The 23935-nt window shown below is 66.2% G+C and carries 18 protein-coding genes; 12 read left to right on the top strand and 6 right to left on the bottom strand.

Annotated features, from left to right (window positions below):
* The first annotated feature begins 7 nt into the window (after nucleotides 1-7).
* A complete protein-coding gene (locus ACQR1B_RS30985; RefSeq protein WP_434836481.1) occupies nucleotides 8-1177 on the top strand; it encodes an acetyl-CoA acetyltransferase in 1170 nt (389 codons plus the stop codon).
* 228 nt (nucleotides 1178-1405) lie between these two features.
* Here the strand turns inward: ACQR1B_RS30985 and ACQR1B_RS30980 are convergent, their stop codons facing one another.
* Entirely contained in the window at nucleotides 1406-1969 is a 564-nt protein-coding gene (locus tag ACQR1B_RS30980) for a DinB family protein (protein WP_434836482.1), read from the bottom strand.
* 168 nt (nucleotides 1970-2137) lie between these two features.
* Between ACQR1B_RS30980 and ybaL the strand changes: the two genes are divergently transcribed.
* Nucleotides 2138-3880, top strand: coding sequence for a YbaL family putative K(+) efflux transporter (gene ybaL / locus ACQR1B_RS30975; protein ID WP_434836483.1), 1743 nt, complete (start codon nucleotides 2138-2140; stop codon nucleotides 3878-3880).
* Nucleotides 3881-4864: 984 nt separating this feature from the next.
* Here the strand turns inward: ybaL and ACQR1B_RS30970 are convergent.
* A complete protein-coding gene (locus tag ACQR1B_RS30970) occupies nucleotides 4865-5290 on the bottom strand; it encodes a GFA family protein (protein ID WP_434836484.1) in 426 nt (141 codons plus the stop codon).
* A 633-nt stretch (nucleotides 5291-5923) separates the two neighbouring features.
* Here ACQR1B_RS30970 and ACQR1B_RS30965 point away from each other — a divergent pair.
* From ACQR1B_RS30965 to ACQR1B_RS30950, 4 genes are all read left to right on the top strand, one after another.
* Nucleotides 5924-7129 carry a CaiB/BaiF CoA transferase family protein gene (locus tag ACQR1B_RS30965; RefSeq protein ID WP_434836485.1) on the top strand — a complete coding sequence of 402 codons (1206 nt, stop codon included), beginning with the start codon at nucleotides 5924-5926 and terminating at the stop codon, nucleotides 7127-7129.
* Nucleotides 7130-7133: 4 nt separating this feature from the next.
* Nucleotides 7134-8300 (top strand): acyl-CoA dehydrogenase family protein, encoded by a 1167-nt coding sequence (locus tag ACQR1B_RS30960; protein ID WP_434836486.1) that lies wholly within the window; start codon nucleotides 7134-7136, stop codon nucleotides 8298-8300.
* 423 nt (nucleotides 8301-8723) lie between these two features.
* Complete coding sequence (locus tag ACQR1B_RS30955) at nucleotides 8724-9860, top strand: thiolase family protein (RefSeq protein ID WP_434836487.1); 1137 nt, start codon at nucleotides 8724-8726, stop codon at nucleotides 9858-9860.
* Nucleotides 9857-10213 carry a Zn-ribbon domain-containing OB-fold protein gene (locus ACQR1B_RS30950; RefSeq protein ID WP_434836488.1) on the top strand — a complete coding sequence of 119 codons (357 nt, stop codon included), beginning with the start codon at nucleotides 9857-9859 and terminating at the stop codon, nucleotides 10211-10213. Before ACQR1B_RS30955 ends, ACQR1B_RS30950 begins: the two co-directional genes overlap by 4 nt.
* A 655-nt stretch (nucleotides 10214-10868) precedes the next feature.
* Here the strand turns inward: ACQR1B_RS30950 and glsA are convergent.
* Nucleotides 10869-12731: a glutaminase A gene (gene glsA / locus ACQR1B_RS30945; RefSeq protein ID WP_434836489.1), complete on the bottom strand. Its 1863-nt coding sequence runs from the start codon at nucleotides 12729-12731 to the stop codon at nucleotides 10869-10871.
* Nucleotides 12732-13100: 369 nt separating this feature from the next.
* Between glsA and ACQR1B_RS30940 the strand changes: the two genes are divergently transcribed.
* Nucleotides 13101-14087 (top strand): IclR family transcriptional regulator, encoded by a 987-nt coding sequence (locus tag ACQR1B_RS30940; RefSeq protein WP_434836490.1) that lies wholly within the window; start codon nucleotides 13101-13103, stop codon nucleotides 14085-14087.
* Nucleotides 14017-15576, top strand: coding sequence for an acyl-CoA carboxylase subunit beta (locus ACQR1B_RS30935; protein ID WP_434836491.1), 1560 nt, complete (start codon nucleotides 14017-14019; stop codon nucleotides 15574-15576). Before ACQR1B_RS30940 ends, ACQR1B_RS30935 begins: the two co-directional genes overlap by 71 nt.
* Before the next feature lie 6 nt (nucleotides 15577-15582).
* Here ACQR1B_RS30935 and ACQR1B_RS30930 read toward each other — a convergent pair whose 3' ends face one another.
* From ACQR1B_RS30930 to ACQR1B_RS30920, 3 genes are all read right to left on the bottom strand, one after another.
* Entirely contained in the window at nucleotides 15583-16866 is a 1284-nt protein-coding gene (locus ACQR1B_RS30930) for an MFS transporter (RefSeq protein ID WP_434836492.1), read from the bottom strand.
* A 103-nt stretch (nucleotides 16867-16969) separates the two neighbouring features.
* Complete coding sequence (locus ACQR1B_RS30925) at nucleotides 16970-18154, bottom strand: acetyl-CoA C-acyltransferase (protein WP_434836493.1); 1185 nt, start codon at nucleotides 18152-18154, stop codon at nucleotides 16970-16972.
* A 142-nt stretch (nucleotides 18155-18296) separates the two neighbouring features.
* A complete protein-coding gene (locus ACQR1B_RS30920; RefSeq protein ID WP_434836494.1) occupies nucleotides 18297-19067 on the bottom strand; it encodes an enoyl-CoA hydratase in 771 nt (256 codons plus the stop codon).
* Between the two features lie 152 nt (nucleotides 19068-19219).
* Between ACQR1B_RS30920 and ACQR1B_RS30915 the strand changes: the two genes are divergently transcribed.
* The 4 genes from ACQR1B_RS30915 (at nucleotide 19220) to ACQR1B_RS30900 (ending at nucleotide 23917) form a co-directional block, all read left to right on the top strand.
* Nucleotides 19220-19873 (top strand): TetR/AcrR family transcriptional regulator, encoded by a 654-nt coding sequence (locus tag ACQR1B_RS30915; RefSeq protein ID WP_434836495.1) that lies wholly within the window; start codon nucleotides 19220-19222, stop codon nucleotides 19871-19873.
* Between the two features lie 161 nt (nucleotides 19874-20034).
* Nucleotides 20035-21531, top strand: coding sequence for a CoA-acylating methylmalonate-semialdehyde dehydrogenase (locus tag ACQR1B_RS30910; protein ID WP_434836496.1), 1497 nt, complete (start codon nucleotides 20035-20037; stop codon nucleotides 21529-21531).
* A 167-nt stretch (nucleotides 21532-21698) separates the two neighbouring features.
* A complete protein-coding gene (locus tag ACQR1B_RS30905; RefSeq protein WP_434836497.1) occupies nucleotides 21699-22844 on the top strand; it encodes an isobutyryl-CoA dehydrogenase in 1146 nt (381 codons plus the stop codon).
* Nucleotides 22841-23917 (top strand): enoyl-CoA hydratase/isomerase family protein, encoded by a 1077-nt coding sequence (locus tag ACQR1B_RS30900; RefSeq protein WP_434836498.1) that lies wholly within the window; start codon nucleotides 22841-22843, stop codon nucleotides 23915-23917. Before ACQR1B_RS30905 ends, ACQR1B_RS30900 begins: the two co-directional genes overlap by 4 nt.
* The last annotated feature ends 18 nt before the right edge of the window (nucleotides 23918-23935 follow it).

The raw sequence follows: 23935 nt of genomic DNA, 5'->3' as shown, positions 1-23935 counted from the left end.
AGACAGCATGACCGCCAGCATCGTCGGATGGGCGCATACGCCGTTCGGGAAATTCGACGCCGAGACCGTCGAGAGCCTCGTCGTCAAGGTCGCCAATGAGGCGCTCGCCGACGCCGGCATTTCGGCCGGCGACGTCGACGAGATCGTGCTCGGCCATTTCAACGCCGGCTTCTCAGCCCAGGACTTCACCGCCTCGCTGGTGCTGCAGGCCGATCCGGCGCTGCGCTTCAAGCCGGCGACGCGGGTCGAGAACGCCTGCGCCACGGGCTCTGCCGCCGTCCACCAGGGCATCCGGGCGATTGCCGCTGGCGCGGCCAAGATCGTCCTCGTCGTCGGCGTCGAGCAGATGACGCGCACGCCGGGTCCGGAGATTGGCAAGAACCTGCTCAAGGCCTCCTATCTGCCGGAGGACGGTGACACCGTCGGCGGCTTCGCCGGCGTGTTCGGCAAGATTGCGCAGGGCTATTTCCAGAAATATGGCGACCAGTCGGACGCGCTGGCGCTGATCGCCGCCAAGAACCACAAGAACGGCGTCGCCAATCCGTTCGCGCAGATGCGCAAGGATTTCGGCTTCGAGTTCTGCCGCTCCGAGAGCGAGAAGAATCCGTATGTCGCCGGCCCCCTGAAGCGCACCGACTGCTCGCTGGTGTCCGACGGCGCTGCCGCGCTCGTGCTGGCCGACAGCGAGACCGCGAAGTCCTTTGCCAAGGCCGTCAATGTCCGCGCCACAGCGCATGCGCAGGACTTCCTGCCGATGTCCAAGCGCGACATCCTCGCCTTCGAGGGCTGCACCGTCGCCTGGCAGCGCGCCCTGGAAAAGGCCGGCGTCACTTTGTCGGATCTCTCCTTCGTCGAGACTCATGACTGTTTCACCGTGGCCGAACTGATCGAGTACGAGGCAATGGGCCTGACGCCGCGCGGGCAGGGCGCCCGCGCCATCAAGGAAGGTTGGACGCTCAAGGACGGCATGCTCCCGGTCAATCCGTCCGGCGGCCTGAAAGCCAAGGGCCACCCGATCGGCGCAACCGGCGTCTCCATGCACGTGATGACCGCGATGCAGCTCACCGGCTCCGCACCCGGGGGCATGCAACTCCCCAACGCCAAGCTCGGCGGCATCTTCAACATGGGCGGCGCCGCCGTCGCCAACTACGTGTCGATTTTGGAGCCGGTGAAGTAGGCGGAGTATTCTCCAGGCAGGTACCTCGGCGCACGCCTTGCAATGTTGCGAGGGCGCGAGCCCAGGCTTAGCTGTCGTAGGGTGGGCAAAGCGGCCGCCGCAGGCGGCGGCGTGCCCACCATCGAACGGCGAACTCATCAGCAAGATGGTGGGCACGGCGCCACTGCGATCTCGTGTGAGGAGACAGCACGTCTGCGCCTTTGCCCACCCTACGATTGCCACGGCTCCTCAGCCCTTCCACACCTTCTCCTCGCTGAACCCCAGCGCGCTGAAATCGCCGGCCCGCAACGTTGCGTCGTCGGCCGGGAAGAACTCGTCGAGCTGCGGCGGCGCGACCGATGTCGACGACAGCATCGCGTGGGCCTGGCCGCGGTGATGGATGTCGTGCTGGAACAGATGCAGCAGGAGTCGGTCGCAGCGCTCGTTCTGCACCCGCGTCTCGCGGTTGATGCGGACGGTGTCGTCGAGCCGCGCCGGCGTCAGCGCCTCGCAGAAGCCGATCAGGCGGCGGTCCATCGCGGTCTGCGCCTTGACGAGATCGGGCAGGCGCGGGAACGGCACCTGGTCCTGCCACGCCATCGGGCCGAGCCAGCCGCCCTCCAGCGCGTCGACGTAGAACAGGTCGATGACGTAGATGTGGTTCAAGGTCTTCTGCAGGCTGGGGAAGAAGCCCGTGCGCTCGGCGGCGAATTCTTCCGCGCCAAGCTTGGCGCAGGCGGTCAGCAGGCGATGGTTCGCCCATGCGTTGTTGTAGGCGAAGGCGCGAAACGTCTGGACGAGATCGGCGGGCATTGTGTCAGGGCACCCCGTGATGGCTCGTGTCCGATCATACGGAACCGATCGCGATCTTCACCACCGAATTCGCGAGCCGGATGGGCATCATCCCCATGCATCTGCCCGGGGGAACTCTGCCTCACTTGGTCGCGGTGCGCACAGCGCCATCCTGTGCAACAAGTCGAGATGCCGCACGACACACCTCTCATCGCGACCATCGTCGCTGGCCTCGGCCTTGCCTTCGTCTTCGGAGCCCTCGCGCAGCGGTTCCGGTTTCCGCCGCTGGTCGGCTATCTCCTGGCCGGCGTCGCCGTCGGCCCCTTCACGCCCGGCTTCGTCGCCGATCAGGCGCTGGCCACGGAGCTCGCCGAGCTCGGCATCATTCTCCTGATGTTCGGCGTCGGCCTGCATTTCTCGCTCAAGGATCTGATGTCGGTGCGCGCCATCGCCGTGCCCGGCGCGATCGTGCAGATCGCCGCCGCCACGCTGATGGGCATGGCGCTGGGCTGGGCAATGGGTTGGCCGATCGGCGCGGGCCTCGTGTTCGGTCTCGCGCTGTCGGTGGCCAGCACCGTGGTGCTGTTGCGCGCGATGCAGGAGCGGCGGCTGATGGACACCGAGCGGGGCCGCATCGCGGTCGGCTGGCTGATCGTCGAAGACCTCGCGATGGTGCTGGCGCTGGTGCTGATCCCGGCCTTCGCCAGCCTTTCCAACGGGAATGGCGAGGCGCTCATGTCGGACCCGCTCGCCGCCCGGTTCGGGCTCGGGCTTCCCGGCGTGCTGCTGCTGACCTTCGTCAAGATCGGCGTCTTCATGGCGCTGATGCTGGTGGTCGGACGCCGGCTGATCCCGTGGATCCTGCATTACATCGCCCACACCGGCTCGCGCGAGCTGTTCCGGCTGGCGGTGCTCGCGATCGCGCTTGGCGTCGCCTTCGGCTCGACCAAGCTGTTCGGCGTGTCGCTGGCGCTCGGCGCCTTCTTTGCCGGCATGATGCTCGGCGAGTCGCCGCTGAGCCAGCGCGCGGCGCAGGAATCGCTGCCGCTGCGCGACGCCTTCGCGGTGCTGTTCTTCGTCTCGGCCGGCATGCTGTTCGATCCCGCCAGCATCATCCGCGAGCCCTGGCCGCTGCTGGCGACCCTGTTCATCATCCTGTTCGGCAAGTCGCTCGCCGCATTCCTGATCGTGGTCGCGTTTCGCCATCCGGCCTCGACGGCGCTGACGATCTCGGCCAGTCTCGCCCAGATCGGCGAGTTTTCCTTCATCCTCGCCGAGATCGGCGGCGCGACCAACCTGCTGCCGAAAGCCGGCCGCGACCTGATCCTGGCCGGTGCCATCATCTCGATCATGCTCAATCCGCTGATGTTCGCAGCCCTCGATTGGCTGCTGCCGCGGCTGGAGCGCCGCCGCGCCGACGTCTTGGCTCCCGCAGCGCCGCCGCCGGCCGAGATCCGCGTGACGCAGCTGACGGAGCATACGATCATCGTCGGCTACGGTCGCGTCGGCCGGCTCGTCGGCGAGGCCCTGCAGCAGCGCGGGCAGACCTTCCTCGCGGTGGAGACGTCCGAAGACATCCTGAAGCAGTTGAAGGACGCCGGCGTCGAGACGATCGTCGGCAACGCGGCGCGCGGCAACGTGCTGCGGGCCACCAACCCCGCCGGGGCGCACACCTTGGTGATCGCGATCCCCGAGGCGTTCGAGGCCGGACAGATCGTCGAGCAGGCGCGTGCGGCCAATCCGGGCCTGCGGATCGTGGCGCGCGCGCATTCGGACGCCGAGGTCGACCACCTCAGATCGCTCGGCGCCGATGTCGTCATCATGGGCGAGCGCGAGATCGCGCGCGGCATGATCGAGGAGCTGGACCGGCGCCCCCCCGACACGGCGCCGGAACTGGCGCCGCAGCGGGATGCGGAGAGGGCGCAGGTCTGAGCAGATCGCGCCAGCGAACCGGCGCAGCCGGGCCTCATGGTTCGAGACGCGCCGCGATCGACGACGCTACTTCGAATTGATAGAATGGCGCGGCGCTCCTCACCATGAGGTTCGGGTTCCGAGATTGGCGCGGCAGGTTGGTCATCAGCCGCGTGTTCATGGAGAGGTTCAAAAGCCGAGGCACTGCACACCGGACCATGAACACGAAGAGTGTGCTCATGGAGGGATCGTCTCGCTCTATCGTCCCGCACGACCGTCACCCTCACCCTGAGGAGACCGCCCCCAAGGCGGTCGTCTCGAAGGGCGAGGCCTCACTGCGGCCTCATGGTTCTCAGGGGATGCGAGAGCATCGCCTGAACGCGTCGCAAGGCGGTGCTCCTCGCCATGACGGTGAAGCTCCGAGGCCGGTGTTGCATAGCGTCCAGGCGCGCTGCGCCGATCGGCGAATTTCGCCTGTCCGTTCAGGCTGATTTGGGCTGTCCAGTCCCTTCGCGAAAAATATTCGACTTTCGCTTTTACAGAAATTGTGGTTGAGTGCCGCCATCCTGCTTCGCCAGAGGGGCGCTTCGCGATCGTCACGAACGTTGAGGCAGGGATGCGGTGGCCGCGATTTGCCGCAGCGTGCGAGAGCATGCGGACGAACGGCAGGTTGCGGACGTGAATTCGCGTGGTCCCGGCATCCCGATGCTGATGCCAAGCCGGCGGGTGATGATCCCAAGGGCGACGGTGGCCAAAAGGCCGGTGCACCGAGGAGAGCGCGAGATAAGCGTGAAAACCATCGCGCAGGGAAGGCCGGGTTGATCCGGCTGAACCTGTGGTTCTCTCCCCGTGCTTTCTTTCGCACGGGAGCCACGGGTGCCAGTCGGCACCTGGCCTTCCCTGCGCCCTCTGTCTCGAAAGAGGGCGGACTCGCTCAGCAAAGCTCGGACAGATCCTGTCGCGAGGTCCAACATGCTCGTGTGCGCACCATGCGCGGTGCCCGCATCACTCCGGCATCATCTCGCCGGAGCCGCCGAACTCGGCCGGAAAGTCCTTCAGCTTCGGCAGCCCGTCCTTGATCGGCAACACGCTCTCCGCATAGTTGACGTGGACGCCGGGCGCGAACTTCAGGCTCGGAATCGTCGCGGCATAGACATCGATCATGCCGAGCGGCGGATGGTCGGTCATCAGATGCCCGCCGCATTTGGTGCAGTATTTGCGGTGGCTCATGTCGGTCTTGTGATAGGTGCCGATCGCATCCGCGCCCTTGGTCACGCGCACATTGGCCGGCTTCCACAGGGTGAAGGCGTTGACGGGGCCGGCCGACCAGGACCGGCACGACGCGCAATGGCAATAGCCCATCGCCTCCGGCTCGCCATCGGCCTCGAGCTCGACCGCGCCGCAGAAGCATTTGCCCTGATAGAGCGTCATGACAGCGTTCTCCCTGTGTGGTGTCGTTGGATGTCGGGCGGACATGCTGACACAGCTCCGCGGCGGAAGGGAATCGCAGAATGCACCAGTTCGCATGGAACATCTGGTGCGGTGCAGCGGCGAGATATCAGAGATCTCCATCCGGTCGGCGCTCTCGACCCTCTCCATGAACGCGCCACTCGGCGTTTTGATGGTCCGGTGTGCAGTGCCGCCCCAGCTTTCGAACCTCTCCATGAACACGCCTCTTGGCGTGTTCATGGTCGGTGTGCAGGACCGCCTTGGGTGCCAGAACCTCATGGTGAGGAGCGCCGCGCGCCCCAGAAGCCAGGGAGAGGACGACTCTTGAGCGCGTGGCGCGTCTCGAACCATGAGGCCCCAAGGGCGGCCTCGCCCTTCGAGACGCCCGCCTGCGGCGGGCTCCTCAGGGCGAGGGGAAACAGCTCACCCGAGATCTCGAAAAAGTTCATACGAGCATCGCTCTCAACCCTCAGACTGAGAACCATGAGGCCTGGGTGCCTCGAAATTCCGTGTCACGGCGCCGTGCATGGCCCCATACGCGTGGAGCGGCTTGCCCCAAAACCCGCAGTGCCGTTAGCTCTGGCCACAATAACGAACGAGGGAGACGGCGCTGCGATGGGACCGCTTGCGGGCATCAAGGTCATCGACATGACCACCGTGCTGATGGGGCCGTATGCCGCCCAGACGCTCGGCGACTACGGCGCCGACGTCATCAAGGTGGAGTCGCCAGAGGGCGACGTCACCCGCAAGATCGGCCCGTGGCACCATCCCGGCATGGGGCCGGTGACCCTCAACACCAACCGCAGCAAGCGCGTGATCTGCCTCGACCTGAAGAAGCCGACGGGCCGCGAGGCCGTGCTGCGCATGGTCAAGGACGCCGACGTCCTGCTCTACAACATTCGTCCGCAGGCGATGGCGCGGCTGAACCTCGGCTATGAACTGATCTCGGCGCTCAATCCGCGGCTGGTCTATGCCGGCGTGTTCGGCTTCGGCCAGGACGGCCCCTATGCGGCCAAGCCCGCCTATGACGATCTGATTCAGGGCGGCGCCGCGCTGTCGCACCTGATGGCGGTGGCCGGCGACGGCACGCCGCGCTATGTGCCGAACGCGCTGGTCGACCGCATCGTCGGGCTCACCGCCGTCGGCGCCATCTGCGCGAGCCTCGTGCACCGCGACCGCACCGGCCGCGGCCAGCGCCTGGACGTGCCGATGTTCGAGACCATGGCGGCCTTCATCATGGGCGACCACATGGGTGGACTGACCTACGACCCGCCGCTCGACCGCGGCGGCTATCCGCGCCACTTGTCCCCGGATCGCCGGCCGTACAAGACGGCCGACGGCCATGTCTGCGTCATCGTCTACAACGACAAGCAATGGGACGCGTTCTTCACCGCGTCCGGCCGCACCGACCTGCGCGCCGACGAGCGCTTCAACAGCTTTGCCAGGCGCGCCGCCAATATCGATCACGTCTATGCCGAGCTCGCTCGCATCTTCGAGACGCGCACCACGGCCGAATGGACCGCGTTGCTGGATGCAGCCGACATCCCGGTCATGCCGATGCACGACCTCGAAAGCCTGCTGCACGATCCGCATCTCGCCGCGACGAATTTCTTTCCCGTCGTGCAGCATCCGACCGAAGGCCCGATCCGCAGCACGCGCGTCTCGGCAACCTGGTCCGAGACCAAGGCAGAGCCGCAGCGTCTGGCAGCGCGGCCCAACGAGCATGGCGAGGCGATTTTGCACGAGCTCGGATTTTCGGATGACGAGATCGCCGCAATGATCCGTGACGGCGCGACGACGCCGGCACCTGCGAAGGAGTGATCAGATGGATTTCGCGCTCTCGGCCAATCAGGTCTCGATCCGCGATGCGGTGGCAAAAATCTGCGCTGATTTCGACGATGCCTACTGGCTGAAGAAGGACAAGGAGGGTGGTTTCCCCGCTGACTTCCACAAGGCCTTGGCCGCGGCCGGCTGGCTCGGCATCTGCATCCCCGAAGAGTATGGCGGCTCCGGCCTCGGCATTCTCGATGCGGCGATCATGATGCGCACCATCGCCGAATCCGGCGCCGGGATGTCCGGCGCCTCGGCGATCCACATGAACGTGTTCGGCCTCAATCCGGTCGTCGTGTTCGGCACCAAGGAGCAGTGCGCGCGCATGCTGCCGGGCATCGTCGACGGCAGCGAGAAGGCCTGCTTCGCGGTGACCGAGCCCAATACCGGCCTCAACACCACGCAGCTCAAGACCCGCGCCGTGCGCAAGGGCGACCGCTACATCGTCAACGGTCAGAAGGTCTGGATCTCGACCGCACAGGTCGCCGAGAAGATGCTCTTGCTGGCGCGCACGACGCCGCTCGATGAGGTGAAGCGCCCGACCCATGGGCTCAGCCTGTTCTACACCGATTTCGATCGCAGCCGCATCAAGGTCCACGAGATCGAGAAGATGGGCCGCAAGCCGGTCGACTCCAACGAGCTGTTCTTCGAGGATGTCGAGATTCCGGTCGAGGATCGCCTCGGCGAGGAGGGGCGGGGATTCGACTACATCCTGCATGGCATGAATCCGGAGCGCATCCTGATTGCCGCCGAAGCCGTCGGGCTCGGCCATCTCGCGCTGTCGCGCGCCAGCGCCTACGCGAAGACGCGCAACGTCTTCAATCGGCCGATCGGCCAGAACCAGGGCATCCAGCATCCCCTGGCCAAGAACTGGATGGAGCTGGAAGCCGCGTGGCTGATGGTGCTGCAGGCCGGCTGGCAATACGACCAGGGCCAGCCTTGCGGACCCGCCGCCAACGCCGCGAAATATCTCGCGGCAGAGGCCGGCTTCCACGCCTGCGAGCAGGCGGTCATGACCCATGGCGGATTTGGCTACGCGCGCGAGTACCACGTGGAGCGATACTTGCGCGAATCCCTGATCCCCCGGATCGCCCCGATCAGTCCGCAACTGATCCTGTCCTTCATCGCCGAGAAGGTGCTCGGCCTGCCCAAATCGTACTGAAGATGCGCTCGCTGAAATGATGAAGACAATTGTGATGGACGCACGATGCCCGCATTCCCTCCCGCCTTGTGGGGAAGTGGCAGGGAGGGGGGTACCCCGCAAAGACTCGTCGTGTGAGGATCACGGCGCTAGCCGGTTTGCCGGACTGGCCGACGCGAGCACATGCCGCGGGGCCCGCGCGGTGCTCGCCTCTCCCCGCGTGCGGGGAGAGGCCGGATTGCATCGTAGATGCAATCCGGGTGAGGGGGGCTCTCCGCGCACCGAGTTCGTGGAGAGTCCCCCTCACCCCAACCCTCTCCCCGCAAGCGGGGCGAGGGGGCGCACCGCCTGCGGCGCGCGATCTCGGGTCAAGCGCCATGGGGCGTTCGCCGATGCGACCCTGGGTGCAGCGAGACAAGCGCAGCAGAGCAGGTGGATGGCACGATGACCTACATCACCGGCACCGGCCTCACCTCGTTCGGCAAGCACGACGGGCGCTCGTCACTCGATCTCATGAGCATGGCGGCGCAGCTTGCGTTGGACGACGCCGAGCTGACGCGGCGTGACATCGACGGCATCCTCTGCGGCTATTCCACCGTCTCGCCCCACATCATGCTGGCGACCGTATTTGCCGAGCATTTCGGCATCCAGCCATCCTATGCCCACGCGGTTCAGGTCGGCGGCGCCACCGGGCTGGCGATGGTGATGCTCGCGCATCACCTGGTCGAGGCCGGCGTCGTCAGGCACATGCTCGTCGTCGCCGGTGAGAACCGGCTGACCGGGCAGAGCCGTGACGCCTCGATCCAGGCGCTGGCCCAGGTCGGCCATCCTGCCTACGAACTGCCGCTCGGCCCCACGATCCCCGCTTACTACGGCCTCGTCGCGTCGCGCTACATGCACGACTACGGCGTCACCGAACAGGACCTCGCCGAGTTCGCGGTGCTGATGCGCCGGCATGCGCTGGATCATCCGGGCGCCCAGTTCCGTGAGCCGATCACCGTTGCCGATGTCATGGCGTCGAAGCCGGTGGCGCGGCCGCTGAAGCTGCTCGACTGCTGCCCGGTGTCCGATGGCGGTGTGGCCATCATCGTCAGCCGCGAGCCGACCGGAAACATTGCGATACGCGTGCGCGGCTGCGCTCAGGCCCATACGCATCAGCACGTCACGGCGGCGCCTCGCTTGAGCGAACTCGGCGCCGAGATCGCGGTCGCCAAGGCCAAGACTGCTGCGGGCGTCGAGATCGCGGACGTCGACTACGCCGCAGTCTATGACAGCTTCACCATCACGCTGTGCATGCTGCTCGAGGACCTCGGCCTGGCCGGTCGTGGCGAGGCGGCGGCGCGAGTCAGAGCCGGCCATTTCAGCCGTGACGGCGCCGTGCCGCTCAACACCCATGGCGGGCTATTGAGCTACGGCCATTGCGGCGTCGGCGGCGCGATGGCGCATCTCAACGAGGCGCATCTGCAGATGACAGGGCGGGCCGGCAGCCGGCAGGTGCGCAATGCGGCGCTGACGCTGCTGCATGGCGATGGCGGCGTGCTGTCGTCGCATGTCAGCATGTTCTGGGAGCGGGTGCGATGAGCGAATCGGCCGACTGGACCAAAGGCGCCGCAGCGATTCGCTATCAGCGTTGCGCGTGCTGCGCCCATGTCCAATATTTCCGCCGCGACTTCTGCGCCGCCTGCGGCTCGCTGGCGCTCACCGATCACGCCGCGAGCGGCGCAGGCATCATCTACGCCACGTCATTGGTCTGCCGCGCCGCGACGCCGGAGACGCGCGCGCATGTGCCCTACAACATCGTGCTGGTGGATATGCGCGAGGGCTTTCGCATGATGGCCCATGGCGACCACGATCTTGCGATCGGCGATTCGGTCGAGGCGCGCTTCACAGCCTTCGCAGGCGGCACGGTACCCTACTTCGGGAAGGCGCAATGACGATGGAGCGACGCTCTGTGACAGCGCAAGCCGAGCACGACCGGCCGAGACGGGACGATACGCAACACACATTCGTCCCGACCCGGATCGCCGCGCGATTGACGCAATACTGTGACGCTACGCTACCAACTCAAACGCAACTCAACTCTGTCGTTCGCGTGAGCAATCAAGCTCACAAATCCTACCTACGGGCGATGAAGCAACTGCGACGCAGAACCTCCAGACAGCCCTTCATCGCCCGTAGAACAGGACGCTGGCGATGACGATCATGGACGTGACCGCCAGCATGTGCGCGAGTGCTTCCGATCTTGCCCTCTTTGTGGCTTCCTTCATGCCGTTTCCTCCCTGGACACTGGACACGACTCTCCGTTGCGCAAATACACGCGCGACGGCGGCTGGAATTTTACTCGGAAACACCCCACATCGACGTCTGCTTCGCGAGTCCCCACTCGGCGTTCATCGACGGTTCACAACATCGTCGGGTAATGCGGCGCGAATTGGGCTCGCTTATGGTTGTCCTGCGACCGACTCCCGGTAACGTTTGGGCGAACCCGTACAAGTACGAGTGATGAGCAGCATCGACCGCAAGCTATCAGTTGTCGTGAATTGCAACCTTAGGTGCGCGCCTGCTGCGCATGACACTTCGACGGCCGTCTCAATCCGCCGCGAGCAGGTTCAGCCGCGCATTGGCGATCGTCAGGCGTTCGGCCAGCAACTGGGCCAGATTGCGCATGATGCGCTCGCCGGCTTTCGGATGCCGTGTGCGGAAACGCTCGAACTCGTCGAGCGCGACCTCGAACGCGGTGGCGGAGAAGTCGGCGATGACGTCGGCGGAGCGCACCGGTTCGAGCAGCGCCATCTCACCGAAGCATTGCCCCGCCGTCAGCGTCGCCAACCTGATGCCGTCCGGCAGCGTGACGTGAACGACGCCGGAGCGCAGGAAGAACAGCGAGGTCGCGGCGTCACCGGCGGCGAGAATACGTTCGCCCTGCTGATAATGCCGGATGATCGCAAGCGCCGCGAGTTCGTGGCGCTCGTCCGGCGACAGGCCGGCGAGCAGCGGCTGCTCGGCCAGCTCGGTGGTCTCCAGGAAGTCGATCGCGCCGCCGTAGCGATAGACGATCTGATCCTCGGCCCATTCGATGGCCGTGTCGAGCAGATAGAAGTCGCGAACGTTGCCGATGTCGCCGGTGAGTGCGGTAATCTCCTGCCACTCCGGCGACGTCCGGCGGATGCCGGAGAGCACGACGGTGACGTGAAAATCTGCGAGCTCATGAAACAGTTCGGCGACGAGGCGCAGACCGGCGGGCGTCATGGCGGTGACGCGGTGGAGATCGAAGATCACGAATTGCGGACGCGCGCCCGCTGCGAGCTGGCGCGAGACGTAGTCGACATTGGAGAACGACAGCGTGCCGACCAGTTCGAGCACGCGCACCGCGTCGGGATGGGTGGCGAGGATGCTGCGCTCCTGCGCGCGGCGGCTTCGGCGCGACGGGTTGGCGCCGATGTCGTAGTCGGCAATGATCGAGGTGCGGGCATCGTCCGAGCGGTTCAGCATATGCAGGCCGTAATGTGCCGACAGCGCTTCGCAGACCTTGATGCCGCGCACGCTGTTGCCGTGGCCGTCGAGCCTGGGCGAATAGCTGCCGAGCCCGAGCCGCGCCGGCAGGCTCGCCAGGATGCCGCCGCCGACGCCGCTCTTTGCGGGAATGCCGACACGGTAGATCCATTCGCCGGCGAAGTCATACATACCCGAGGAGGTCATCACCGAAAGCGTGCGCGATACCGCGTAGGGCGTCACCACCTGCTCCCCGGTGACCGGATTGACGCCGCGATTGGCCAGCGTCGCCGCCATGATCGCGCAGTCGCGCGCGGTCACGAGCACGGCGCATTGCCGGAAGTAGACCGCGAGCACGTCTTCGACCGGCTCCCTGATGACCTCGGAGGTCCGCAGCAGATAGGCGATGGCGCGGTTGCGGTCGCCGGTTGCGGCTTCCGATGCAAACACGGCGTCGTCGACGTCGAGCTTGCGGCCGGCGAAGCGGCCGAGCGCATCGCGGATCGTCTCGAACGCATCGGCGTGCCGGGCTTGTTGGATGAGGCCGCTGCAGGCGATCGCGCCGGCATTGACCATCGGATTGAACGGATGGTTCTCGGCATTGAGCCGGATCGAGTTGAAGGGATCGCCCGACGGCTCGACGCCGATGACGCGTTCGACCTGGTCCGATCCGAGCGCATCGAGCGCCAGCGCGAACACGAACGGCTTCGACATCGACTGGATCGTGAACGGCACCCGGCTGTCGCCGACTTCGTAGACGTGGCCGTCGAGCGTCGCGAGGCCGATGCCGAAATGCGCCGGATCGGCCTTGCCGAGTTCGGGGATGTAGTTTGCGACCGCGCCGTCATGGTCGGGCCAGAAGTCGGCATGGCAGGCCGAGAGGAAGCGCTGCAGCGGCGGCATCGCGGCGGACGCCCAATGCTGCGGATTGCGGATCGGCCGCGGATGTTCGGAGGTCATGGCAAGCTCGGTGGGGACCAGAGGGCGCGGTGGTTATGTCGCAGCGGCGGTGGGGCATCCAGCCCACACTTGTTGCAGGGTGGCGAAATGTTGCTGCTGCTCATGGATTGAGCGGCCGAGGCATTGCGAGACGCGCCACATCACGCCCGCCGTCGACTGAGTTGCGATCGACGGTGGTGTTAAAATACCATGTCGGGTGTCCATACCGTCGGGCCATTGCGACTTGCGCGGACACGTCGAGTCTTGTGCCAACACGCTGAAGAACGATGGGTTTTAGAAACGCTCTGCTGTTGTGAGGGAAAAATGGCTGGGTTAGCTTGTTCTGTAAGCGGAATTTAATTCCGCATCATGGAATTGAGTGGAACGCGCATGGGACGACGGTCTGAGCGATTGAGCAGGGTGGGCATGCTGCCCGGAGATCTCGCGGGTGAAGGCGAGGTGATCCAGGTGGTGTCGCGGGCGTTCGACGTGCTTCGCTGTTTCGAGGGACACGACTCGCGCCTGGGCAATCTCGAAATTTCCAACCGCTGCGGCCTGCCGCGCTCGACGGTGTCGCGGCTGACGCACACGCTGACCCGCATGGGGCAGCTGGTCTACCTGCCGCGGGATCAGAAGTATCGCATCGGCCCGAGCGCCGTCGCGATGAGCACGTCGATGACCAGGGGCTTGCAGCTCCGCAACCTGATCAGGCAGCGGCTGCAGGACGTCGCGGAGCAATTGCCCGGGACCGTCGGCTTCGTCATTCCGGACCAGTTTCATCTCGTCTATCTCGAGTTCGGCCGCGCCGCGAACGCACTCGGTCTGCACGAGACCACGGGCAGCCGCATCTCGATGGCGTCGACGGCCGCGGGGCACGCCTATGTCGCCGCGCTCGAGCCGGACGTGGGCGACGCGCTGCTCGCCGAGATGGAGCGGGAGCTGCCGGATGCCGCCAAGCTGCTGCGGCCGCGGCTGGAGCACAACAGGCAGTTCCTCAAGGAGCACGGCTACGTCGTCGCCTGCGGCCTGTGGAGCCCGCACATCAATGGCCTCGCGCTGCCGCTGTGGTCGCCGCAGTACCAGACCTATGTCGTGCTGACGATCGGACTGCTGTCGGCGATGTATGACGAGCAGCGCCTGCATGACGAGGTGGCCGAGCCGATGCGCGAGCTCGGTCTCAGCATCGCGGCGCTGCTGCAGGGCGCGGAGGCCGATGTCTTCAACAGCCGGATGGAGAGAAAGCCGCTTCAGGTGAACGCGAAGTCCAATCATAAGAACAAGACCATCACCGCGGCAGGGGGAACGAATGAGTTGGCAGCCGGAGCTCGAGGAACTGGCCCGGCGCGAGGCCTTCGCGCGGGAGATGGGCGGGCCTGACAAGGTCAAGCGTCAGCACGACCAGGGCCGCCTCACCGTTCGCGAGCGCATCGACGGCATCGTCGATCCCGGCAGCTTCCACGAGATCGGCGCGGTCTCAGGGATCGGCGAATATGACGCGCAGGGCGAGCTCGCGCATGTGACGCCCGCCAATTGCGTGTTCGGGCGCGGGCGCATCGACGGCCGCACCGTCGTCGTGGTCGGTGACGACTTCACCGTGCGCGGCGGCTCGGCCGATGCGTCGATCGCCGCCAAACCGCTGATGGCGGAGGAGATGGCGCACGACTTCCGTCTGCCCATCATCCGCATCATCGAAGGCTCCGGCGGCGGCGGCTCGGTCAAGACCATCGAGACCAAGGGCGCGGCCAATCTGCCCGGCGGCATCGGCGGCAATCGCTGGTACCGCTACACGACCGAGAACATGTCGCTGGTGCCCGTGGTCGCGCTCGGCCTCGGCTCGGTGGCGGGGCTCGGCGCGGCGCGGCTCGCGGCGAGCCACTACTCGGTCATGACCAAGCAGTCTGCGATGTTCGTCGCCGGACCGCCTGTCGTGAAGCGGCTGGGGCAGGACCTCGGCAAGATGGAACTCGGCGGCGCCGACATCCAGACCCGGGCCGGTGGCGTCGATCACGCCGTCGACACCGAGGCGGAAGCGTTCGCCTGCGCGCGCCGCTTCCTGTCCTATCTGCCGTCGTCCGTTTACGAGCTGCCGCCGACCTTGCCGTGCACCGATGATCCGCAGCGCGCCGACGAGCAACTCATCAGCGCCGTGCCGCGGGATCGCCGTCGCGTCTACAAGATGCGGCCGATCATCGAGTCCGTCGTCGACAGCGGCTCGTTCTTCGAGGTGGCGCAGAACTACGGCCGGCCGCTCATCGTGGGGCTGGCGCGTCTCGAAGGCCGCGCCGTCATGGTGCTGGCGAGCGATCCCTATCACACCGGCGGGTCGTGGACGGCGGACGCCTGCCAGAAGGTGATCCGCTGGGTCGATTTCGCCGAGACCTTCCATCTGCCAATCGTCTATCTGATGGACTGCCCCGGCTTCATGGTCGGGCTCGAGGCGGAGAAGGCGGCGACCATCCGCCATGGCGTGCGCGCGATGGCCGCGGTCAACCAGTCGACGGTGCCGTGGTGCACGGTGATCGTGCGCAACTCGTTCGGCGTCGCCGGTGTCGTGCACCAGCCGGCCGACCGGTTCTCGATCCGCTACGCCTGGCCGTCGGCCTATTGGGGCTCGCTGCCGCTCGAAGGCGGCATCGAGGCGGCCTATCGCGCCGAGATCGATGCGGCGCCCGATCCCAAGGCCAAGCTCAAGGAGATCGAGGATCGCCTGAACAAGCTGCGCTCGCCGTTCCGCTCCGCCGAGAAGTTCTGGGTCGAAGAGATCATCGACCCGCGCAAGACGCGCGCGCTGCTGTGCGAGTTCGCGCGCCTCGCCGAGCCGCTGCGGACGGTCGGTCCGCCGCTGGGGATGACGACGCGGCCGTGAGGAATGTTACGCCGCGGCAGGCTTGGCCTGCCGCGCGATCATGAGAGCAAGCAGCGCCGCGATGATGCACAGCGCGCCGGCGGTGAAGAAGGCCGGCAGGTAGCTCTGCAGCAAGGTGCGCGACAGGCCGGCGCCGAAGGCGGCGGTGCCGGCGCCGAGCTGATGTCCGGCGAACACCCAGCCGAATACCAGGTTGGCGCGCTCCGGCCCGAACCGCTGCGCCGTCAGCCGCACCGTCGGCGGCACGGTGGCGATCCAGTCGAGGCCGTAGAACATCGCGAACAGCGACAGGCCATAGAACGAGAAATCGGTGAAGGGGAGAAACAGCAGCGACAGGCCGCGCAGCCCATAGTACCAGAACAACAGCCAGCGATTGTCATAGCGGTCCGACAGCCAGCCCGACATGATCGTGCCGAAGAAGTCGAAGATGCCCATCGCCGCGAGCAGGCTGGCGGCCTGCACCTGCGGGATGCCGAAATCGAGGCACATCGGGATCAGATGCACCTGGACCAGACCGTTGGTCGAGGCGCCGCAGATGAAGAAGGTCGCGAACAGCATCCAGAACACCGGCGCGCGCGAGGCGTCGCGCAGGGTGCCGAGTGCCGCCGCGAGGATCGGCGTGGTGACGGGGGCCGGCGGGACGATCGGGTCGGTGCCCGTGTCGCCATAGGGGCGCAAGCCGAGTTCGCTCGGCCGGTCGCGCATCAGCAGCAGCACCGCGGTTGCGGAGACGCCGAGCATGACGCAGATCAACCCGAGCGCGACACGCCAGCCGAGCCGCTCGGTCAGGCTCGCGAGCAGCGGCAGGAACACCAGCTGCCCGGTGGCGACGCTCGCCGTGAGGATGCCGACGACGAGCCCGCGGCGCGCGACGAACCAGCGCGTGGCGATGGTGGCGCCCAGCACCAGTGCGGTCATGCCGGTGCCGATGCCGATCACCACGCCCCACAGCAGCACGAGTTGCCAGACCTGGCTCATCGCCAGCGATCCCACCAGCGCCGATACCACGATCAGCTGCGCCAGCAGCGTGATGTTGCGCAGGCCGTAGCGGTTGAGCAGGGCGGCGGCGAACGGCGCCATCAGCCCGAACAGGACGAAGCGGATCGACAGCGCCGAGGAGATCTCCGCGGTGCTCCAGCCGAACTCCTGCTGCAGCGGCACGATGAACACGCCCGGTGCTCCCACCGTGCCGGCGGACACGAGCGCCGTGAAGAAGGTCACGGCGACCATGACCCAGCCATAGTGGATGTTGCGCCGGTCGAGGGCCGCTGCAAGCTGGTTCGAGATCATGAGAGTCCTGGTCCAATCCGAGGGAGGCCCACTCATCGTGCCAGAGCGGGCGTGTGACATGAATGACAATGTTCCCTCATTTCAGGACATTGCCGTGACCCCGCTACCGCTCGACCGCGATCGCCGTTGCCTCGCCGCCGCCGATGCACAGCGCGGCCACGCCGCGCCTCACTCCGCGGGCCTGCATCGCATGCAGCAGCGTCACGATCAGGCGCGCGCCGGTGGCGCCGATCGGGTGTCCGAGCGCACAGGCGCCGCCATTGACGTTCAGCCGGTCACGCGGAATGCCGAGGTCGCGCTGCGCAGCCATGGCGACGACTGCGAACGCCTCGTTGATTTCGAACAGGTCGACGTCCTCGACCCGCCAGCCGACCTTGTCGAGCAGCTTGCGGATCGCCGGGATCGGCGCCGTCGTGAACCATTGCGGCTCTTGGCTGTGCGTCGCGTGCCCCTTGATCTCGGCGATGACAGGCAGCCGGTCGCGGTCGGCCCGTGATCGTTGCGCGAGCACGAGAGCCGCGGCGCCGTCGGCATTCGCGGAAGAGGCAGCCGGCGTGATGGTGCCGTCCTTGCGAAAGGCCGGCTTCAGTGCGGGGATCTTCGCCGGATCGACCTTCAGCGGGTGCTCGTCATTGGCGACCAGCCGAGGGCCCGACTTCTCGACGAGCGTGATCGGCGCGATCTCGGCCGCGAACGCATCGCCCTCGACCGCCCTGCGGGCACGGGTCAGCGTCTCGATTGCATAGGCATCCTGGTCGGCGCGGGTGAACTGATAGGCCTCGGCGGTCGCCTCGCCGAAATCGCCCATCGAGCGACCGGTCTCGTAGGCATCCTCGAGCCCGTCCAGCATCATGTGATCGAGAATGCGGTCATGGCCGGCGCGATAGCCGCCGCGGGCCTTGGCGAGAAGATAGGGCGCGTTGCTCATGCTCTCCATGCCGCCGGACACGACGATATCCGCGGAACCCGCGCTGATGATGTCGTGCCCCAGCATCGTCGCTTTCATGCCTGAGCCGCACACCTTGTTGATCGTGGTGGCGCCCGTGCCGTCGGGCAGACCGGCGCCGCGCGCGGCCTGGCGGGCGGGCGCCTGGCCCTGACCGGCGGACAGCACATTGCCCATGAATATCTCCTGCACCGCATCCGGCGCGACGGCCGCACGTTCGAGCGCCGACTTGATCGCATGCGCCCCGAGCTTGTGCGCGCTCAGCGGCGACAATTCACCCATGAAACGGCCAAGCGGGGTGCGGGCGGCGGACAGGATCACGACGGGATCGGACGAGGCCATGGCAGGCTCCTGGATAAAAAGATTATGATCATCATATAATGCTGCCATGGAAAAGAAAACCCCGGTGATGTCGCTCAACGTGTCGTGACGACGATGCGAGATTGCCGAGAACTGCGCAGGGAAACTTGGAGAAACTTGCGCTCTAGCGCTTGCGGTCGATGAAGTGCTGCATCAGGCGTTTCGGCTCGTCGGTGAGGAACGATCGTCCGAACGCGCCGATCGACATCTCGATCGCGTCCTTGAGCGGCAGGTCCTCCCACTGTCGCAGCAGGGCCTTCTGCGATCGCAGAGCTTCGGGCCCGCATGCGAGCAGCGATTCAACGACTTTCTCGACCGCGCGATCGAGCTCTCCTTCTGCGGCGACGGCATCGACCAGGCCCCAGGCGAGCGCGGTCGGCGCGTCGATCGTGTCGGCCGTCATCAGCAGCCAGCGTGTGCGGCCCCAGCCGATCAGTCGCGGCAGCAGCGCGGCATGAATGACCGAGGGAATGCCGACGCGCACCTCCGGCATGCCGAACTGGGCATCATGTCCCGCAACGCGGATATCGCAGGCGGCCGCGACCTCCAGGCCGCCGCCGAGGCACCAGCCCGGCATCCGGGCAATCACGGGGGCGGGAAAATTGCGTACCGCTTCGCAGAGTCCCGCCAGTCGTGAAATGAACCCTTCCGCGGAGGCCTGGTCGAGCTTGGCCATCTCCTTGATGTCGGCGCCGCCGATCATGCTCTTCTCGCTCTCTCCCGCGAGCACGAGAACGCGGATGCCGTGGTCCTCCGCCAGAGACTGCAGTGCCGTTTGGATGCCAACGATTGCAGCAGAGCCGAGGATGTTAAGTGCTCCCGCATTGCAGATCGTCAGCCGGACGACGCCGCGGCCGTCGCGACTCACGCGGCAGTGAGAATCGGGCATGTCCATATTGCGCCTCTTGGTGTTTTGGGGCGGGTGAGTTCCGGTATCTGGAATGGTGTCACGGTCCTGATTTAGATCAACTCGAATTCATCAGATAGCTGCAGCGAGCTGGGCGCAGAACTGCTATTGTATGACCGCAGACATTCAATGGGACGGCTATGCGTTATTCTCCTGAACACAAGGCGGAAACTCACGCGCGAATCGTGCGCAAGGCGTCGGTGCGATTGCGCGAGAAGGGCGCTCACGGCGTCGGTGTTGCCGACCTGATGAAGGAGGCTGGGCTGACCCATGGCGGCTTCTACGCGCATTTCGATTCGCGCGAGGCGCTGGTCGTTGAAGCGTTCAGCTATGCGGTCGACCGTTCGGTGGCGCGTTGGCGCGAGCTGCTCGATGAGCTGCCGCCGCAGAGACGGCTTGCCGCGATCGTCGATGGCTATCTTTCCGCGCAGCATCGGGACGACGTCGGTCATGGCTGTGCGGTCCCGGCGCTCGGGGCGGAGATTGCGCGCGAGAGCGCAAAGACACGCAAGGCCTTCGCGGCCAAGCTGGAAGAATTGATCGGCCTGTTCGCCGACTACGTGATCGATGTGCCGCGCAAGACGGCGCGCAAGCGCGCGTCGGCGATGCTCGCGACGCTGACGGGGACGCTGGTAATGGCGCGGCTGACGGGCAGCGGCGAATTGTCCGATGAGATCCTGAGCTCGGGACGCGAGGTGGCCCTGGCGATCGCGGCTGGCGGATCGGCCGGCAAGGCCACGGCGCGGCCGGCCGCGCAAAAGCCGGTGAAGAAGGCTGCAGCCGCGAAACGCTGAGTCGGGGAACGACCAGGACGTACCCGTGGCAGGGGTCTCGCCGGGGAAGTCGGGGCTGCAATTTCGCAGCGCCGATCAGCGCTTAAACCCTTCCCAAACGGCGCAAAGGCTGCAAGATGCCGGCCAAATCGGCATTGATTACCCCCTGCGGAGGATACCACATGCGTTCAATCGGCCATTTCATTGGCGGCAAAGAGGTCAAGGGCACGTCCGGTCGGACGGCCGACGTCTTCGAGCCGATGACCGGCGACGTGCAGGCGAAGGTCGCATTGGCCTCGCGCGCCGAGCTCCGGGCCGCGGTCGAGAACGCCAAGGTCGCGCAGCCGGCCTGGGCTGCGACCAACCCGCAGCGCCGCGCGCGCGTCATGATGAAGTTTCTGGAACTTGCTCAGCGCGACTACGACCAGCTCGCCGAGCTCCTGGCCCGTGAGCATGGCAAGACCGTTCCCGATGCCAAGGGCGACATCCAGCGCGGTCTCGAAGTGGTCGAGTTTGCCTGCGGCATTCCGCACCTGATGAAGGGCGAGTACACGGAAGGAGCGGGGCCCGGAATTGACATCTACTCGATGCGCCAGCCGCTCGGTGTCGTTGCCGGCATCACGCCGTTCAATTTCCCGGCGATGATTCCGCTGTGGAAGTTCGCCCCCGCCATCGCCTGCGGCAATGCTTTCATCCTGAAGCCCAGCGAGCGCGATCCGGGCGTGCCGATGAAGCTCGCCGAGCTGATGATCGAGGCCGGCCTGCCGGCCGGCATCCTCAACGTCGTCAACGGCGACAAGGAGGCGGTCGACGCCATCCTCGAGGATCCGGACATCATGGCGGTGTGCTTCGTCGGCTCGTCGCCGATCGCCCAATACATCTATGAGCGCGCGGCCGCGCATGGCAAGCGTTGCCAGTGCTTCGGCGGCGCCAAGAACCACGCCATCATCATGCCCGACGCCGATCTCGACCACGCGGTCGATGCGCTGATCGGCGCCGGCTACGGCTCGGCCGGCGAGCGCTGCATGGCGGTGTCGGTGGCGGTGCCTGTGGGCAAGACCACGGCCGACCGGCTGATGGAGAAGCTGATCCCGCGCGTCGAAAGTCTGAAGATCGGCACCTCGATCGATCCGTCGGCCGATTATGGTCCGCTGGTGACGCGCGAGGCGGTCGAGCGTGTGAAGAACTACGTCGACATCGGCGTCAAGGAAGGCGCCACGCTTGCCGTCGACGGCCGCGGCTTCAAGATGCAGGGCTATGAGAACGGCTTCTACATGGGGGGCTGCCTGTTCGACAACGTCACCAAGGACATGCGGATCTACAAGGAAGAGATCTTCGGACCCGTGCTGTCGGTGGTGCGCGCCAAGGACTACGCCGAGGCGCTGGCGCTGCCGTCGGACCACGACTACGGCAACGGCGTCGCGATCTTCACCCGCGACGGCGATGCCGCGCGCGATTTCGCCGCCAAGGTCAATGTCGGCATGGTCGGCATCAACGTGCCGATCCCGGTGCCGATCGCCTACTACACCTTCGGCGGCTGGAAGAAGTCCGGCTTCGGCGACCTCAACCAGCACGGCCCGGATTCGATCCGCTTCTACACCAAGACCAAGACCGTCACCTCGCGCTGGCCGTCGGGCGTCAAGGAAGGCGCGGAGTTCTCGATCCCGCTGATGAAGTGATACGAATGGGAGCCCGCGAGGGCTCCCATTTCGTCATTGCGAGCGAAGCGACGATCCAGGGCGTCGTCCATAAGTCTGGATTGCTTCGTCGCTTCGCTCCTCGCAATGACGGAGGTTGAGGATACGCCGAACGCCAACAATCAAAAATCGGGAAACGCGGAGAACGGATGCAGTTCGCTCTCGACGAGGATCAGATCGCGGTGCGCGACATGGCCCGCGCCTTCGCGGCCGAGAAGATCGCGCCGCATGCGCTGCGCTGGGACGAGGAGAAGCATTTCCCTGTCGACGTGATGCGCGAAGCGGCCAGTCTCGGCATGGGCGGCATCTACATCCGCGACGATGTCGGCGGCTCGGGCCTGACCCGTCTGGACGCCGCGCTGATCTTCGAGGCGCTGGCGACGGGCTGCCCGACGGTGTCGGCCTTCATCTCGATCCACAACATGGCGTCGTGGATGATCGACACCTTCGGCACCGAGGCGCAGCGCCAGGAATATCTGCCGAAGCTCTGTCCGATGGACCTCATCGCGAGCTACTGCCTGACCGAGCCGGGCGCCGGCTCCGATGCGGCGGCGCTGCGCACCCGCGCGGTGCGCGACGGCGACGACTACGTGCTGAACGGGCAGAAGCAGTTCATCTCCGGCGCCGGCGCCACCGACATCCTCGTCGCCATGGTGCGCACGGGCGCTGACGGTCCCGGCGGCATCTCGACTCTCGTCATCGACGCCAAGACGCCCGGCGTGTCGTTCGGCGCCAATGAGCGCAAGATGGGCTGGAATGCGCAGCCGACCCGCGCCGTGATCTTCGAGAACGCGCGCGTGCCCGTGGCGAACCGGCTCGGCGAGGAAGGCATCGGTTTCAAGATCGCGATGGCCGGCCTCGACGGCGGCCGTCTCAACATCGCCGCCTGTTCGCTCGGCGGCGCGCAGAGCGCGCTCGACAAGACGCTGGCCTACACGAAAGAGCGCAAGGCGTTCGGCAAGCGGCTCGACGAATTCCAGGCGCTGCAGTTCCGCATCGCCGACATGGCGATCGAGCTGGAGGCGGCCCGCACCTTCGTCTGGCGCGCCGCGGCCGCGCTCGACCGCAAGGATGCCGACGCGACCATGCTGTGCGCGATGGCCAAGCGCTTCGGGACCGACGTCGGCTTCGAGGTCGCCAACCAGGCGCTGCAGCTGCATGGCGGCTACGGTTACCTCAGCGAATACGGCATCGAGAAGATCGTGCGCGACCTGCGCGTGCACCAGATCCTGGAAGGGACCAACGAGATCATGCGGCTGATCGTCTCGCGCAAGCTGATCGAGGCCGCGCGATGAGCGAATTGGTCGAAGGCGACCTGATCGTCCGGCGCGAAGGTTCGGCCGGCATCATCCGGCTGAACCGGCCCAAGGCGATCAACGCGATGACCTTGGAGATGTCGATGGGCATCGACGCGGCGCTCGATCAGTTCGAGGTGGATCCCGCCGTGGCCGTCGTCGTGCTGGAAGGCGCGGGCGAACGCGGCCTGTGCGCTGGCGGTGACATTCGCGGGCTCTATGAGAGCTCGAAGGTCAATGGCGACCTCGGCAAGGTGTTCTGGCGTCAGGAATACATCATGAACGCGCGCATCGCCGCGTTCCCCAAGCCCTATGTCGCCTACATGGACGGCCTGGTGATGGGCGGCGGCGTCGGGCTCTCGGCGCATGGCCGCCATCGCATCGTGACCGAGAAGACCAGGCTCGCGATGCCCGAAGTCGGCCTCGGGTTCTTTCCGGATGTCGGCGGCACCTGGCTGCTGTCGCGCGCGCCGGGCGAGCTCGGCGCCTATTTCGGCCTGACCGGGCAGACCATGAACGGGCCCGACGCGATTCATGCGCGGTTCGCTGACGCCGTCGTGCCGACCGAAAAATGGCCGGTGCTGCGCGAGGTCCTGACCAAGGTTCGGCCGGGCACGCTGTCCGTCGAGATCGACCGGCTGATCGCAGGCTTCGCGACAGCGGAGGCCGCCGGGCCGGTTGCCGCGCAGCAGGCGCAGATCGATGCATGGTTTGCCCATGACGGCATGCACGACATCTCTGCGGCGCTCGAAGCCGATGGCTCCGAGCTCGCGCTCGCGACCCTGAAGACGTTGAAGGAGAAGTCGCCGCGCGGCATGGTCGTGACGTTGAAGCTGCTGCGGCTGGCGCGCGGCGCGGTGTCCCTGGAAGAATGCCTGGTGCGCGAGTATCGCGCCGCGCTCGAAGTGTTCCGCAGCGATGATTTCCGCGAGGGCGTGCGCGCCGCGATCATCGACAAGGACCGCAATCCCCGGTGGTCGCCGCCGGATGTCGATCAGGTCACGCCCGAGATGCTCGCGCGCTATCTCGCCGAGATCGGTGCCGACGAGCTGACATTCCCGCAAACGAGATAACAAGCAGGTCGAGGGAGA

The sequence above is a fragment of the Bradyrhizobium oligotrophicum genome, assembly GCF_051168495.1.
GTDB lineage: Bacteria > Pseudomonadota > Alphaproteobacteria > Rhizobiales > Xanthobacteraceae > Bradyrhizobium > Bradyrhizobium oligotrophicum_A.
The sequence above is the reverse complement of the archived record's forward strand: the minus strand, read 5'-3'. Positions and strand labels throughout refer to the sequence as shown.

Bases quoted from the DNA above. Each gene is read 5' to 3' on its own strand.
- ACQR1B_RS30970 (WP_434836484.1), bottom strand. From the start codon at position 5,290: ATGACGCTCTATCAGGGCAAATGCTTCTGCGGCGCGGTCGAGCTCGAG.
- ACQR1B_RS30900 (WP_434836498.1), top strand. From the start codon at position 22,841: ATGAGCGAATTGGTCGAAGGCGACCTGATCGTCCGGCGCGAAGGTTCG.
- ACQR1B_RS30955 (WP_434836487.1), top strand. From the start codon at position 8,724: ATGACCTACATCACCGGCACCGGCCTCACCTCGTTCGGCAAGCACGAC.
- ACQR1B_RS30915 (WP_434836495.1), top strand. From the start codon at position 19,220: ATGCGTTATTCTCCTGAACACAAGGCGGAAACTCACGCGCGAATCGTG.
- ACQR1B_RS30980 (WP_434836482.1), bottom strand. From the start codon at position 1,969: ATGCCCGCCGATCTCGTCCAGACGTTTCGCGCCTTCGCCTACAACAAC.
- ACQR1B_RS30930 (WP_434836492.1), bottom strand. From the start codon at position 16,866: ATGATCTCGAACCAGCTTGCAGCGGCCCTCGACCGGCGCAACATCCAC.
- ACQR1B_RS30925 (WP_434836493.1), bottom strand. From the start codon at position 18,154: ATGGCCTCGTCCGATCCCGTCGTGATCCTGTCCGCCGCCCGCACCCCG.
- ACQR1B_RS30965 (WP_434836485.1), top strand. From the start codon at position 5,924: ATGGGACCGCTTGCGGGCATCAAGGTCATCGACATGACCACCGTGCTG.
- glsA (WP_434836489.1), bottom strand. From the start codon at position 12,731: ATGACCTCCGAACATCCGCGGCCGATCCGCAATCCGCAGCATTGGGCG.
- ACQR1B_RS30920 (WP_434836494.1), bottom strand. From the start codon at position 19,067: ATGGACATGCCCGATTCTCACTGCCGCGTGAGTCGCGACGGCCGCGGC.
- ACQR1B_RS30985 (WP_434836481.1), top strand. From the start codon at position 8: ATGACCGCCAGCATCGTCGGATGGGCGCATACGCCGTTCGGGAAATTC.
- ACQR1B_RS30960 (WP_434836486.1), top strand. From the start codon at position 7,134: ATGGATTTCGCGCTCTCGGCCAATCAGGTCTCGATCCGCGATGCGGTG.
- ACQR1B_RS30905 (WP_434836497.1), top strand. From the start codon at position 21,699: ATGCAGTTCGCTCTCGACGAGGATCAGATCGCGGTGCGCGACATGGCC.
- ybaL (WP_434836483.1), top strand. From the start codon at position 2,138: ATGCCGCACGACACACCTCTCATCGCGACCATCGTCGCTGGCCTCGGC.
- ACQR1B_RS30950 (WP_434836488.1), top strand. From the start codon at position 9,857: ATGAGCGAATCGGCCGACTGGACCAAAGGCGCCGCAGCGATTCGCTAT.
- ACQR1B_RS30940 (WP_434836490.1), top strand. From the start codon at position 13,101: ATGGGACGACGGTCTGAGCGATTGAGCAGGGTGGGCATGCTGCCCGGA.
- ACQR1B_RS30910 (WP_434836496.1), top strand. From the start codon at position 20,035: ATGCGTTCAATCGGCCATTTCATTGGCGGCAAAGAGGTCAAGGGCACG.
- ACQR1B_RS30935 (WP_434836491.1), top strand. From the start codon at position 14,017: ATGAGTTGGCAGCCGGAGCTCGAGGAACTGGCCCGGCGCGAGGCCTTC.